Annotated in this window: 11 protein-coding genes; 3 read left to right on the top strand and 8 right to left on the bottom strand. The window is 43.0% G+C overall.

What is annotated here, in order from left to right:
• Nucleotides 1-263 precede the first annotated feature (263 nt).
• Nucleotides 264-1,550: a PQQ-binding-like beta-propeller repeat protein gene (locus QZ576_RS02870; protein WP_297093890.1), complete on the bottom strand. Its 1,287-nt coding sequence runs from the start codon at nt 1,548-1,550 to the stop codon at nt 264-266.
• A gap of 90 nt (nt 1,551-1,640) precedes the next feature.
• Here QZ576_RS02870 and QZ576_RS02865 point away from each other — a divergent pair, with 90 nt between their 5' ends.
• A complete protein-coding gene (locus QZ576_RS02865; protein WP_297093889.1) occupies nt 1,641-2,435 on the top strand; it encodes an endonuclease/exonuclease/phosphatase family protein in 795 nt (264 codons plus the stop codon).
• 16 nt (nt 2,436-2,451) lie between these two features.
• Here QZ576_RS02865 and QZ576_RS02860 read toward each other — a convergent pair whose 3' ends face one another.
• The 7 genes from QZ576_RS02860 to QZ576_RS02830 form a co-directional block, all read right to left on the bottom strand.
• On the bottom strand, nt 2,452-3,801 hold the full coding sequence (locus QZ576_RS02860; RefSeq protein WP_297093888.1) for a saccharopine dehydrogenase C-terminal domain-containing protein: 1,350 nt from the start codon (nt 3,799-3,801) through the stop codon (nt 2,452-2,454).
• 66 nt (nt 3,802-3,867) lie between these two features.
• Nucleotides 3,868-5,409 (bottom strand): aldehyde dehydrogenase family protein, encoded by a 1,542-nt coding sequence (locus tag QZ576_RS02855; RefSeq protein WP_297093887.1) that lies wholly within the window; start codon nt 5,407-5,409, stop codon nt 3,868-3,870.
• Nucleotides 5,410-5,550: 141 nt separating this feature from the next.
• Nucleotides 5,551-6,753, bottom strand: coding sequence for a 3-oxoadipyl-CoA thiolase (gene pcaF, locus QZ576_RS02850; protein WP_297093886.1), 1,203 nt, complete (start codon nt 6,751-6,753; stop codon nt 5,551-5,553).
• A 2-nt stretch (nt 6,754-6,755) separates the two neighbouring features.
• Nucleotides 6,756-8,090, bottom strand: a complete 1,335-nt coding sequence (locus tag QZ576_RS02845) for an aspartate aminotransferase family protein (RefSeq protein WP_297093885.1) — start codon at nt 8,088-8,090, stop codon at nt 6,756-6,758.
• 6 nt (nt 8,091-8,096) lie between these two features.
• Nucleotides 8,097-8,750: a 3-oxoacid CoA-transferase subunit B gene (locus QZ576_RS02840; RefSeq protein WP_297093884.1), complete on the bottom strand. Its 654-nt coding sequence runs from the start codon at nt 8,748-8,750 to the stop codon at nt 8,097-8,099.
• Nucleotides 8,734-9,456, bottom strand: a complete 723-nt coding sequence (locus QZ576_RS02835) for a 3-oxoacid CoA-transferase subunit A (protein ID WP_297093883.1) — start codon at nt 9,454-9,456, stop codon at nt 8,734-8,736. The genes QZ576_RS02840 and QZ576_RS02835 overlap by 17 nt, the downstream gene beginning before the upstream one ends.
• Entirely contained in the window at nt 9,449-11,017 is a 1,569-nt protein-coding gene (locus QZ576_RS02830; RefSeq protein WP_297093882.1) for a hypothetical protein, read from the bottom strand. The genes QZ576_RS02835 and QZ576_RS02830 overlap by 8 nt, the downstream gene beginning before the upstream one ends.
• 633 nt (nt 11,018-11,650) lie before the next feature.
• Here QZ576_RS02830 and QZ576_RS02825 point away from each other — a divergent pair.
• Both QZ576_RS02825 and amrB read left to right on the top strand, forming a co-directional pair.
• Nucleotides 11,651-12,982, top strand: a complete 1,332-nt coding sequence (locus tag QZ576_RS02825; protein ID WP_297093881.1) for a saccharopine dehydrogenase C-terminal domain-containing protein — start codon at nt 11,651-11,653, stop codon at nt 12,980-12,982.
• Between the two features lie 26 nt (nt 12,983-13,008).
• Nucleotides 13,009-14,106, top strand: coding sequence for an AmmeMemoRadiSam system protein B (gene amrB / locus QZ576_RS02820; RefSeq protein WP_297093880.1), 1,098 nt, complete (start codon nt 13,009-13,011; stop codon nt 14,104-14,106).
• Nucleotides 14,107-14,109 lie beyond the last annotated feature (3 nt).

The raw sequence follows: 14,109 nt of genomic DNA, 5'->3' as shown, positions 1-14,109 counted from the left end.
GTTGTATTTTTCAACAGTCATTTTGAGAATACAACCTTCAATACTGATAATGTGCATGTTATACCCATGTTGAATTATTCAACAGGTGTTGTATTTTTCAACAGTTCGCGGAAGCAAACCTTGATTTTGAACGAAATCACGCGATTTTTTTATAAAAAAATCTATTAATGATGCTCTTTGTATCAGGATGCGGGGATTAAAAATCGATGAGATCCCTCGACTTCGCTCGGGATCAGTTCAGCTAAATGATTTTGCAAACAAAATCATAGTCTCACTGATTTAATTGAAAAAAGGTTGTTTTGTGTTCGTAAAAGCATTTTGTCGCCAACAAAAACAGGTATTGCTTTTACTGTTTCACCGAGATCGTTTTCGGCAACTTTTTCAAATGAATCGCCGGGTTTTATGATTGTACAAAATCCTTTTACATTGATAAAGTAAATATTTCCACCAGCATAAATCGGCGACGAATTAAAATTGCCTCTTAATTTTTCTTTCCAGATAACTTTTCCGGTCATTGCATCCAAACAAGTTACCATTCCACGATCGTGAACCATGTACATTTTATCGTCGACAATTACCGGCGTTGGAATTTGTGGCACCTCGTCTTCGTACATCCAAACCTGATGCGTTTCTGTTACATCGCCCTTTCCTGTCGGATTGATAGCAAACTCACGCGTAAAATTTGGTTTTCCATCTTCAAATATCCATCCTGAATTTATAAAAACGAGACCATTATAAAACAAAGGCTGACTCACCGTTGAATCATCGCCATACTGAAAAGTCCAAATCACCTCGCCGGTATTTACATCGTGGGCAAAACACATAAAAGACGAGTTGCTGATCAGTAAATCTCTTCCATTAACAGTAACCACAATCGGCGTTTGGTACGATTTCCTAAAAACCGGTTGCAACGGATCGTATATTTCTTTTGGGCGAACACTTTTCCAGATTATTTCTCCTGTTTCTTTATCCAGCGCAACCACGTAAGGATCTTCAGTTCCTTCCAAATGCACGATCAATTTATCTTTGTAAATTATTGGCGATGAAGCCGGTCCCTGCATGTGTTCGCAAGGCATATCATCGCGTTTCCAGATCACTTCAAAACTTTTGGTATCGATACTGGCCGTTCCAAAACTTCCGTAATGCACGTAAACTCTACCCTTTTCAATACACGGTGTTGGCGTTGCATACGAGTTGGTGGGATGAATACGCTGCGGCTCCTCAGAGTTGAACAATGTTTTTTCAGATAAAAGTTCACCGGAATTCAGATCAAAGCAACTGACATAAAATTCGGTTCCATCTTCTTCAGCCGAAGTCACCCAAACCTGCCCATCAAAAACAACAGGCGACGACCAGCCCAATCCTTTTACGGGCACTTTCCAAACTACATTTTCAGTATCGCTCCAATGCAGCGGAGCAGTTTCTACATTGGCATGGCCATCCATATTCGAACCACGAAAATGTGTCCAGTTTTGCTGCTCACTCTGGCACGAAACCAATATAAAAAAGAAGAAAATAAACGCGGATAAGTTGATTTTTTTGGTCATCATTTCAGGTAAAGTTTGTTTGAAATCAAAGTTATATTAAAAATGGAATTTCAAAAATTTAATCTCTAACTTCACACCGCTAATTTATGATCTATGAAAATTACGAAACTGCTACTTTCTATACTTACTATTGTTTTTACATTCAATGCACTTTCTGCACAAAACACTTCAGAGAATGAAATAACGGTTCGAGTATTAACTTTCAATATTCTGCACGGAGCAACAACCAAAGGCGATTTTGATTTGGACAAGATCGCATCGGTAATTAGGAATACAAACCCCGATCTGGTAGCCATGCAGGAGGTTGACTTTAAAACTAATCGTGCCCGAAACTACGATTTGGTTACCGAATTAGGATGGAGAACTAAAATGTCACCGTTATTTGGTATTGCCATGCCATACGATGGTGGCGGATACGGAGAAGGGATCCTGACAAAAATGCCCATTCTTTCGAGCCAAAATGTTCCACTTCCTCATTCCCCGGAAAATGAACCACGCGCGGCACTGCAAGTACTGGTGCAACTGGAATCGGGCGATACGATCAGTTTTATCGGAACGCATTTGGAGCACCAGGAAACCAGCTCCGACAGAATTGATCAGGTAAATACAATTAACGAGGTTTTCGCATCATGCAAATACCCATCGATTTTAGCCGGCGATTTAAATGCGATTCCCAACAGCGAGCCAATCTCAATCCTAAATAAATACTGGACTGCAAGCGATCAAAAGGGAGCCTTAACTTATCCATCCGACGATCCTGAAATCAAAATCGATTACATATTTTTCAGGCCTGCCGAAAAGTGGCAAGTGGTAGAAACTAAAGTTATTTGCGACGAAATCGCTTCCGACCACTGTGCCGTTTTATCCGTGTTAAAATTGGTAAAATAAGGAGAAGTCTCTCCTTTTAAACCACATTTCCCTGACCTACCAACCCTTTCTCCGTTTCGGTGAATTTTATTCCAAAATCTTCCAGTTCATCTAAAATGGGTTCGTAGATATCGGGATGCGTTGGTATATAAATTCCGCAGTGGTTTAATTTGTCGGTAAGAAACAATTTTGCTGCAACGGCAAGCGGCAAACCAACTGTTTTTGCCATGGCTGTTTTTTCTCCCGATTCGCCAATAACCACCAACGAACTGTTCTTCTCCACTTTCTCCTTAGTGTCGCGATCCAGGTATTCAAACTTGTGCCACATCACAACCATATCTTTGTCTTCAGGCATCAACTGCCATTTTTCCGAAAGCAACTTTTCCATTACCTGGGCAGGAGTGGCGCGTTTTAAACCTATTTTCCGGTTCTCAAAAATACCTAACCACTCCAGCTTTGGAATGATCTCCGAGTCCATCGGAATTTGCATTGAATGATACAATTTCAGATCGACCGTAGCAGGATGGTAATACAAAAAGGAGTTGATAAACTCGCGGTAAGTCATGTCTTCCACATTGTCAATGTAGTACTCGTCACTGGTAGCTCCCAATTGCACAAATACATTCCACGCCTTACAAAAACCCGGGCGCCGCAAAGTTCCTCTAAAAACTGTGGGAACTTCCTGCAATCCATATTTTTCGATATAACTCATCGAATCGCGGTTCGCATAACCTTCAAACCAGCCGTATTCATCAATCTCAATCAACTCAGTTCTGCGAAATAATCGGTTGTAAGGAATGTATTTCACCTTTCCTTTCTGAATAAACTTTGCAGGTCCGCCCTGACCGGCCAACACTACATTTCGCGGATTCCAACTAAATTTGTAATGCCACGGATTATCATCCGATTCGGGTGCTACCAAACCACCTGTAAACGATTCAAAAGCCTCCAACTGATGGCCTTCCTGTTTTATTTCGTTGATCACGCGCATAGCCGACATGTGATCCAATCCGGGATCTAAACCACATTCATTCAAAAACAATAAGCCTTTACTTTTCACTTCCTCTTCAACCTGTTGTATTTCTTTTCTTTCGTACGAAGCGGTAAACAAGCTTTTCGAGAATTTCAGACATGATTGCATCACCAGTTTATGAAAGCGCGCCGGCAACATGGAAATTACCAGATCGGCAGCACGAACTTCCTGGTCTCGGGCAAATTCATCGCGCACATTTAAAATGGAAAAAGGCAATTTTAACGCTTTTGCCAGATCACTTTCTTCGGCGTCAACAACTTTTATGTGCCAGTGATATTTTGCCGCACGTTCGGCCAGGTAGGTGAGCAAAAATACGCTCGACCTACCGGCTCCAAAAATTAATATGTTTTTCATAGTTTTTCGCTAATTCCTTTTTTAGTGATACCCTCACTCTGAGTAAGGGTATCACTAACTATATTACTACACATTAAACTCAATTCCCTGAGCCAACGGAAGCTCTGTACTGTAATTTATTGTATTTGTTTGGCGGCGCATGTAGGCTTTCCAGGCATCGGAACCTGACTCGCGACCACCACCTGTTTCTTTTTCACCACCAAAAGCACCTCCAATTTCGGCACCCGACGTTCCAATATTTACGTTGGCAATTCCACAATCCGAGCCCTCATGAGACAGGAATTTCTCGGTTTCCAACATGTGCGTTGAGAAAATTGCCGACGACAATCCCTGTGGCACATCGTTGTGCAAACGAATGGCTTCCTCGAGTTCCGAATACCTGAGCATATAAAGCAGTGGAGCAAAAGTTTCATCCTGAACGATTTCATAATGATTTTCCACTTCGGCGATACTCGGCGTTACAAAACAACCCGACTCGTAACCTTCTCCCGACAGCACTTCTCCGCCAATCAGGAGATTTCCACCTTCAGCTTTTACCTTTTCAATGGCGGCCAAATAAGTATCCACCGCCCAACGATCAACCAGCGGACCCACCAGTGTTTTTTCATCCAAAGCATGACCAATTGGCAATTGCTCGTAAATGGCAATCAAACGGTTTTTGAAATCTTCGTAAACCGAATCGTGAACGATAATGCGGCGTGTGGAAGTGCAACGCTGACCGCAAGTACCAACTGCACCAAAAACAACCGCACGAAGTGCCATTTCCAGATCGGCTTCAGGAGTGATTATTATAGCATTGTTTCCACCAAGTTCCAGAATGGTTTTTCCCAAACGCTGACCGACAAGACTGCCAACTTTCTTCCCAATTTTTGTTGAGCCGGTAAACGACACCAACGGTATATTTTTGTCGCTGAAAAACTCGTCGCCCAATTCTTTTGAGCCGGCAGCAACGAGGTTCAAAACTCCTTCAGGAACATCGTTTTCTTGCAAAACTTTGGCAACAATGTTGTGTACCGCAATGGCACATAAAAACACTTTTGACGATGGTTTCCAGATAACGACATCGCCAGCCACCAAAGCAATCATTGCGTTCCACGCCCAAACAGCAACCGGGAAGTTAAAGGCCGAAACCACACCCACAATTCCCAGCGGATGATACTGGTCGTACATGCGGTGCTTTTCCCGTTCCGAATGCATGGTGAAACCATATAACTGACGCGACTGGCCAACAGCAAAATCGCAGATATCAATCATTTCCTGCACCTCGCCAAGACCTTCCTGATAAATTTTACCCATTTCGTACGAAACAAGTTTTCCGAGTGGCTCCTTATATTTACGAAGTTCTAACCCAATCTGGCGCACAATCTCGCCACGTTTCGGAGCCGGCACCATTCGCCAGACTTTAAAAGCGTCTTTCGCTTTTTCAACGACCTCGTGATAATCGGCTGCTGTTGCCTGATTTACGGTTGCAATCAATTCGCCATCCGATGGCGAAAACGATTCAACTGCTGCACCGGACGTTGTTTTCCATTCTGTTCCGGTGCAAACACCATTATTAACTTCATTAATTCCTAACTGTTTTAATTCTTTTGAGATGTCAATTTTCATTGTAGTATTTTTATGTTTTTCGTAAATATTTCCTCTTCTTATTGACCCCCTAAATCCCCCCAGGGGGAACTTCTCCTCCCCTTTGGGGAGGCCGGAGGGGTCATACGTTTTATAATATCATAAGCTTCATTCGCACGTTTTTTAAGCTTTTTCCAGGATTATTGAAACTCCCTGACCAACGCCAACACACATGGTACAAAGCGCGTATTTTGAGTTTGAATTCTGCAGCTGGTAAATTGCTGTTGTAACTAAACGTGCTCCTGACATTCCCAGCGGATGACCGAGTGCAATTGCTCCGCCAAGCGGATTCAATCGGGGATCGTCGTCTGCCATTCCAAACTCACGGATGCAAGCCAGCGATTGAGCTGCAAATGCTTCATTTAATTCAATAATATCCATCTGATCCAAAGTCATTGCCAGTCGTTTCAAAAGCTTATTGGTAGCCGGTACCGGTCCAATTCCCATGGTGCGTGGTGGCACTCCGGCAGCCTGAGTTCCCAGAATTCTGGCTTTCGGCGTCAGATTGAACTTCTTAACTGCTGCCTCCGAAGCTACAATTACGGCCGCTGCACCATCGTTAATACCGGAAGCATTACCAGCAGTTACTGTTGTTCCCGGACCGTAAACCGGATTCAACGATGCCAGCTTTTCAAGGGAAGTCAGCCTCGGGTGTTCATCCTTTTCAAAGATTATCGGATCTCCCTTTCGTTGTGGTATAGAAACCGGAATTATTTCACTCGCCAGTGCTCCGTTTTTTTGTGCTTCAGCCGTTTTTAGCTGACTGTTGTGTGCAAAAAGATCCTGATCTTCCCGACTGATCCGAAACTCTGTGGCCAGATTTTCGGCCGTGCAAATCAGCGGATCTGTTCCATATTTCTCCTGAAACTTATCATTTACAAAACGCCAGCCGATTGTGGAATCATAGATTTCCGCATTTCGGGAAAAAGCCTGTGTAGCTTTTGGCATTACCAATGGCGATCGCGACATATTTTCGGCGCCGCCGGCAATTATCAGCTCCGCCTCACCGGCTTTTATTGCCCGCGCTGCAATTCCAATAGCTTCCATTCCAGAAGAACATAAACGATTCACCGTCACTCCGGGCACCGATTCCGGCATTCCGGCCAGCAACAAAGCCATCCGTGCAATATTTCGGTTGTCTTCTCCCGCCTGATTGGCACATCCTATTAACACATCATCAAACGCTGCCGGGACGATCTGATTGTTACGCTCCAACAAAGTTTTTATGGGAATGGCCGCCATATCATCTGCCCGAATCGCAGACAGCGAACCTCCATATTTTCCAACCGGCGTGCGTATAGCATCGCAAATAAAAACGTCATTCATAGTTATACTTTGTTTAGTTTTTCAATCTTTGGTTTTAGTGCTTTGAAAGCCCTGTGTAGCCCTTCTGTTAACTGATCGATTTCCTTTTGTGTCATGACTGTTGAAAGCATGCACGAAAAGGTGTTGATCATCAAGGTATTTTCTTTGTAATACATGAAATCCAATAATTCATTAACCAGCTTTTTGCCTTCTTTGTCCAGATAAGCCTCACGGTATGTTGTGGGCGGAGCGGGACGAAGATGCATACGAAACATCGAACCGGCGCCTGTTACTGAAACCGGAACATCTGCGAGTTTAATGGCTTCACGAATCTGCTTAACCGCCACATCGGCGAGTAGATTTAGCTGTTTTACCGCTTCCGCATCATAATATTTCATTGCCTGATAACCGGCAGTCATGGTTATCGGATTAGCCGAAAACGTTCCGGAATAAGGCAACAGAAGATTCTTTTCATGCGGATCGAACACCTGCATCACATCGGCTCTTCCGGCAACAGCACCTACAGGAAATCCGCCACCGATAATCTTTCCTAACGAAGTAAGATCCGGTTTCACACTATAATTTTCCTGTGCTCCGCCATAATTCACACGAAAAGTTACCACCTCATCGAAAACCAGCAAGGCCTCATTTTTACGTGTCCAGCTGTAAAGTGCTTCAATAAAATCATTGTTCCCCGGTACCAAACCCACGCGGTGAGGAACCGGATCGACGATAACACAGGCAATATCTTCAGCATGTTTATCCAAAATATTCAACGTTCGCTCAATGTTGTTGTATGGATAAATGACCACGTCCTTTGTTACACATGGCGGTGTTCCGTGAGCAAGCGCAACGCTGCTGGGACGATCTTCTTTTCCCCAGTTCGATGGATCTGCCATTTGACTGACCTCGGCAAAATCGTAAGTGCCATGATAAGCACCTTCAGCTTTTGCAATTTTTGGCCGGCCGGTAAACGCCCTCGATGCCTTAATCATGGCCATTACTGCTTCCGTGCCTGAATTCATGAAACGAATACGCTCAAAACTCTGCACGCGTTCGATCAGGTGAGTGGCAAAAGCAACTTCAATTTCGGAAGCAAGCGTGTATGCTGTTCCTTTTTTTAGCTGTTCAATAACTGCATCGACAATTGGCGGGAACGAATGCCCATGAATTAGTGCCGCCATGTTATTGGCAAAATCGGTGCGCACGGTACCGTCAATATCGGTAATATAACAGCCCGACGCACTGTTGGCATAATTCGGATAAGGCATCCGGAAAACCGTATTCCGGCTTACACCGCCACTTATTACCTGGCGCGCCTTGTTATAGATTTCTTCGCTATTTTCTTTTTTAGCCATCTTTTTTTACTGATTTAATGTTGCTTCAGTATGTTTTTGCAAAAACTCAAAACTCACTCCGGGAGCCAGTTCCCGCACGTAAAGCTGTTTATCTCTGACATCAATTATTGCATAATTCGTGTAGATGCGACTCACCACATTTTTCCCTGTCAAAGGATAAGTGCACTGTTTTACAATCTTCGATTCGCCGGTTTTAGTGGTGTGTTTTGTAATCACGAAAATGGTTTTCACCCCGGCCACCAAATCCATGGCACCGCCCACTGCAGGAATATCATTTGGATTTCCGGTAGACCAGTTGGCCAGATCGCCTTCTTCCGATACCTGGTAAGCACCGAGCACACAAATATCGATGTGGCCGCCGCGTATCATTGCAAAGCTGTCGGCATGATGAAAATAAGCCGCTCCGGGAATAGCCGTTACATATTTTTTACCGGCATTCACTAATTCCGGATCTTCACCACCAATCTCAGCAACATGTCCCATACCCAGCAATCCATTTTCGGTATGATAGATCACCTCGCGACCTTCAGGGATAAAACCGGCAACCATTTCAGGAATGCCGATTCCCAGATTTACATACGCACCATCGTAAATGTCCATGGCAACTTTTTGCGCCATTTCGCTGGTGCTCCATCCTATATTTTTATTGTCTGATTCCATGGTATTTTACATTTTCGGCAACCAATTTTGATTCGTCTGCAGGATTGGAAATTTCTACTACACGATGAACAAAAATTCCCGGTGTTACAACATGTTCAGGATCGATACTTCCAAGTTCAACCACTTGTTTGGCCTGCACGATTGTTGTTTTGGCTGCCATACACATAACCGGCCCAAAATTGCGGGCTGTTTTGTTGTAAATGAGGTTGCCGTATTTATCGGCAGCTGAACATTTTACCAAAGCGAAATCGGCATGAATAGCTTCTTCCATCACGTATTGCCTGCCATTAAACTCACGTATTTCTTTGCCTTCTGCCAAAGGCGTGTTAACGGTTGTGGGTGAATAAAATGCAGGAACTCCCGCACCTCCGGCACGAATTCGTTCAGCTAACGTCCCTTGCGGCACCAGCTCCAATTCTATTTCGCCGGCCCGATACAACTCGGGAAAAACAACAGAAATAGCGGTACGTGGAAAAGAGCAGAGAATCTTTTTCACCTGTCGGTTTTCGATGAGTGCTGCCAGACCAACATGACCGCTTCCGGCGTTGTTACTTACCACTGTCAGGTCTTTTGCTCCCTGATCGACCAATGCGTGAATCAATTCCACCGGGCTGCCGGCTTCACCAAAACCACTGATCATTACGGTTGCTCCATCGAAAATTCCGGCAACCGCTTCTTTTGCCGAATTCACGATCTTGTTAATCATGTCTTGCCATTTTTAACGATTCTCTTTTTAACGCCTCTTCCAGCCTTCCTTCAATCTCTTCCAGTTCATCTTCGTAGAAATATTTGTCGGCCTTGTATGGCTTTAACTTTTCTATCGTATTTTCCTGCTCATCGTACTCTGCAAAATATACGCGGTCCATCCACTCCATGTTCCGGGCTTCGTTGAATTTGAGAACAAACACTTTTTCACCGTCAATCACAGTTGTTCCCATCAGTGAAGTCTTTCCTGCAGAGGAAGTCATGGTGATGTAACGCGACGGACGATTTATCGACGCCAGACTGCGATATACTTTGTTGAATACTTTAGTAATGTCGGCCAATGGAGCCGTAAAATGATGATGCTCGCCGGTTGGCCTTGCGCAATACATCGAATGGAAACCGACTCCAACCATGGCCATAATATTTCCCAAATCGATCCAGTTTTGTGCCGAACGATCCACATCCACTTTCCCATTTTCATCCTTATACAAACTAATCGTGTTCATAATCGGACTCTGACTTTTCACCTTGATGCCATATTTTTTCAGGCGCTGAATGGCAACAATTGCTCCAGGATTCAACAATTCACGCGGTGTTGATGTGTGCGACATCCAAACTACCTGAACACCATTTTCAACGGTCATTTTCAGTAATTCCAAAATTTCTTTGAATTGATCGGTGAGCAGATGCTCAGGATGAAAAGTGATAGCCCGTGAACCGATCCGCAGCGTGCGAATGTGCAGTAGCTCTTCATCTTCTAAAATTGGAGTGAGGTATTCTTTTAAACGCTTAAAAGAAATGTAGCCCGCGTCTCCCCCGGTAATTAAAATGTCGGTAACCTCTTTGTGTTTTTTCAGGTAATTGTGCACCTGGCGGATATCGCGCTGCACAAACATGTCCTCATCGCCACGAACCTGCGCATGCCTGAAACAGTAAGTGCAAAAAGCAAAGCAGTTTTGTGTTCCGGCATCCAGAATTAGTTTAATTGGCGGATATTTATGCTGGCTACCTTCCAGAATTTCTATTTGCCCCTCTTCATTGTAAAAGAAAGGTTTATTCAGCTTCTGTTTGCCGTCGTGCGGATTGGTTTTTAACTGGTACGCTTCAACAACTTTCCGTCGTTCGTCATCGCTTTCGGCATCCTGGTATTTTTGTACATCTGCTTTGTTAATCATATCCGGCTGTGGAAATACCAGGTAGTAATTCGGATCATTTTTATAGTTGCTCCAATCGATGGTATTCAGGATATGTTTGGTAGCCATAAAACGGTACACTTCCAGGAAAAACTCGCGTTCTTTTATACGGTCAATCTCTACACCATTTGCTTTTAGTACATGCAAAATTTCGCGAAAACCGATCAATCCTGAATAATGTGTTTTCCCTTTAAAAAGTGGTTCCTTTTGTTTTGAAAATTGGGAATACTTAGGATAACATTTTTGCAGTCGGCGAATTAAGCCAGCAGGCAAAAGTTCCTCACTATTAATAGTTTGTATTGTTTCGGGCGTAAAATCGTAAGCACGCATCATTTCATCAACGTTTAATGATTCTTTCGTACTGATCATCTCTTTTGATATTAAAAGTTCATTTTGAAAATTTCATAAAAACACACAATCGCACATACATAGTTTTATACGAACCATGCAGGCAGGCTGTTGCGCTTCATTCCGAATCCGTCTTATCGACACCGATTTGAAAGGAACTAATTCAGTAAAAAGTATTGACAAGCGTCAATAAGAGTTGTGGAATAAAAAATGCTGCGGTTGCAGCTAATGTGAAACCGTATCGTCATCGAGGCATTCAGGCATGCCTTGATAGAAAAATACAGGACATGAATACGATTGTACCATGTGCACAATTTATGAAATTTTATGTCAAAAGTCCATGAATTTTAGGATAATTTATAAAAATGGCAGATATCATCTTTTGTTAAATAATTTTTCACCAACTTAAGGGGCTGAAAAAAAGTAATTTATTGAATCAGCTAAAAATCCATTTACTTTTTAATTAGGACAATAAATTCAGATAAAAACCAGGGTGAAAATTATCGAACGAATTCATAAAAATTTCGTTTGAATAATTGGAAACAACAGAAAGCAGAAAAGATGAAACGAGCATGAAAAAGATTGTCACAAATAGGCATTATAACCATCATGCGAGTTCCATCTTATGCCTTTTAGAAAAACAATTTTAATAAGATGAAAGTACTATTACTTGGCGCCGGAATGGTAGCCAAACCGCTTGCCGATTATATTCTTGAAAACCAAATAGAATTAACCATTGCCAGCCGCACAATTGCAAAAGCCGAAAAATTAATCAGAAACCGCGCCAACGGCAATGCGCTGCAATGGACCACCGATGATCTTACTCAACTCGACCAGTTAATTGCATCGCACGATTTAACCGTGAGTTTGCTGCCATACGCACATCATGTTAGCGTTGCCAAATTGTGTATCAAACACAAAAAAAACATGGTAACCACATCGTATGTTTCCGACGAAATGAAAGCATTGGATGCGGAAGCAAAAGAAGCGGGAATTATTATTCTGAATGAGATTGGTGTAGATCCGGGATTTGACCACATGACTGCCATGCGAATTATCGACAAGGTGCAGGACAAAGGTGGCAAGATTAAGGAGTTTTACTCGTTATGCGGCGCGCTGGCAGCACCCGAAGAAACTAACAACCCGTTTAAATACAAATTTTCATGGTCGCCAAAAGGTGTGATCATGGCCGGAAACAACGGTGCAAAATATTTAAAAGGCGGCAAAGTTGTTGAGCTACCAACAGAAGACCTTTTTAAGAATCCATTGAAAATTGATTTCCCCGAAGTTAGTGAAATGGAGGTTTACCCAAATCGCGACTCGCTGGCATACATTGATATTTACGGATTGAAAGATGTTGCAACGATGTACCGCGGCACTTTCCGTTACCCGAATTGGTGCCAGATTATGGACGCCATGAAATCTTTGGGACTTTTTACTTACGACAAACAAAGTTTTGCCGGAAAAACCTACAAAAAGATTATGGCCCGTCAGCTCGAAGTATATCCGGCCAACATAAAAGAGAAAGCTGCTGAACGCCTGCGATTGCCGATCGACAGTCCAGCTATTTTAGCGATGGAGTGGTTGGGTCTTTTCAGCGATTATATGGTAGCAATGGATGAAGGATCGAACTTTGACATGGTAACTGATCTGATGCTAAAAAAAATGATGCTGCCCGAAGGTGCCCGCGATATGGTAATTATGCTCCACTCGTTTTTGGTTGAAAATGCCGACGGAAGTACAGAAGTTGTGAAATCGCGATTGCTGGATTTTGCTACCAAAGAAGATACATCCATTGCACGAACAGTTGGCTTACCGGCCGCCATTGCTGTTAAAATGATTTTGGATGGAAAAATTACAGATAAAGGTGTTCAGATTCCGGTTTCTAAAACCATTTACGAACCTATTTTAACGGAGCTGGAGAAACTTGGAATTGCCATGAAAGAAGAGTGGGGATTAGCTGAGTCGGCTAAAATCAGCATCTGATCTTTAGTTAGCGGAAAATCTGTTCTATGAAAATACTCCATTTATTTTTCAGTCTGTTTGCATTGCTTGCGATTTGCAGTTGTAGCACTAACACAAAAACACAACAGGCGAAACAAAATATTCGTCCTGTAGTAGACACTGTTGGTTTTGCGCATCTCGATTGGCAGATGGATTCTATCGTATCGAGAATTTCAACGCAGTTTGGTGAAGAATTAGCAGAAACAGCGCAACCAGAAAATACCGTTTGGCGCACTGCCATCTGTCCGCACGACGACTATGCATACGCCGGCTGGTTATATCCTGCAGTGCTGAAAAACCTGAAGGCAAAAACACTGATCATTTTTGGAGTGGCACACAAAGCCCGCAATTTTCAACTCGAAAACCAACTTGTATTTGATAGTTTCGATGCCTGGCAAGGACCGTATGGAACCGTTAAAGTTTCTCCAATTCGCGAGCAGTTAATGGAAAAAATGCCGGACGAATATTATGTGGTTCACGACAGCATGCAACTTGTGGAGCAATCAATAGAGTCAATGATTCCATTTCTACAGCATCAAAACAAAGCAACAGAAATAGTAAGCGTGCTTGTTCCTTACATGGAAAAAGGTCGAATGAACAGCATTGCTGAATCATTTGCTGCGGCATTAAAAGATATTACAAGCACTCAGCAATTAGAATGGGGAAAAGATATTGCACTGCTGATAACAACCGATGCAGTTCATTATGGTTGCGAAGAATGGGGTGGTAATAATTACGCCCGCTTTGGCTGCGATAGCATCGGATATGAAAAAGCGATGGAATACGAGCACGAAATTATAGCAAACTGTTTCACCGGAGATCTTAGCAACGACAAAACAGATCAGTTTATAAACTACACTGTTCAGGCTGACAATTTCAAAGAATACAAATGGACGTGGTGTGGCCGGTATTCGGTTCCGATGGGATTAAAAGTGGCCAACCGTTTTCAGCAGCTTACCAATGCTGCATCGTTGGAAGGAATTCCACTGGCGTATGAAACGACAATCAGCCACCCGGAAATACCGGTGCAGGATTTAAAAATGGGTAAAACTGCCATTGCGACTACCAAACACTGGGTGGGACTGGCTGCTATTGGTTTTAAATAATCT

This window comes from uncultured Draconibacterium sp. (assembly GCF_913060805.1).
Lineage (GTDB): Bacteria > Bacteroidota > Bacteroidia > Bacteroidales > Prolixibacteraceae > Draconibacterium.
Note: the sequence above shows the minus strand (reverse complement) of the source record. Positions and strands in the feature narration are given on the sequence as shown.

Excerpts from the sequence above, each read along its gene's own strand:
- QZ576_RS02870 (WP_297093890.1), bottom strand. The coding sequence starts at position 1,550 with ATGATGACCAAAAAAATCAACTTATCCGCGTTTATTTTCTTCTTTTTT.
- QZ576_RS02865 (WP_297093889.1), top strand. The coding sequence starts at position 1,641 with ATGAAAATTACGAAACTGCTACTTTCTATACTTACTATTGTTTTTACA.
- QZ576_RS02860 (WP_297093888.1), bottom strand. The coding sequence starts at position 3,801 with ATGAAAAACATATTAATTTTTGGAGCCGGTAGGTCGAGCGTATTTTTG.
- QZ576_RS02855 (WP_297093887.1), bottom strand. The coding sequence starts at position 5,409 with ATGAAAATTGACATCTCAAAAGAATTAAAACAGTTAGGAATTAATGAA.
- pcaF (WP_297093886.1), bottom strand. The coding sequence starts at position 6,753 with ATGAATGACGTTTTTATTTGCGATGCTATACGCACGCCGGTTGGAAAA.
- QZ576_RS02845 (WP_297093885.1), bottom strand. The coding sequence starts at position 8,090 with ATGGCTAAAAAAGAAAATAGCGAAGAAATCTATAACAAGGCGCGCCAG.
- QZ576_RS02840 (WP_297093884.1), bottom strand. The coding sequence starts at position 8,750 with ATGGAATCAGACAATAAAAATATAGGATGGAGCACCAGCGAAATGGCG.
- QZ576_RS02835 (WP_297093883.1), bottom strand. The coding sequence starts at position 9,456 with ATGATTAACAAGATCGTGAATTCGGCAAAAGAAGCGGTTGCCGGAATT.
- QZ576_RS02830 (WP_297093882.1), bottom strand. The coding sequence starts at position 11,017 with ATGATCAGTACGAAAGAATCATTAAACGTTGATGAAATGATGCGTGCT.
- QZ576_RS02825 (WP_297093881.1), top strand. The coding sequence starts at position 11,651 with ATGAAAGTACTATTACTTGGCGCCGGAATGGTAGCCAAACCGCTTGCC.
- amrB (WP_297093880.1), top strand. The coding sequence starts at position 13,009 with ATGAAAATACTCCATTTATTTTTCAGTCTGTTTGCATTGCTTGCGATT.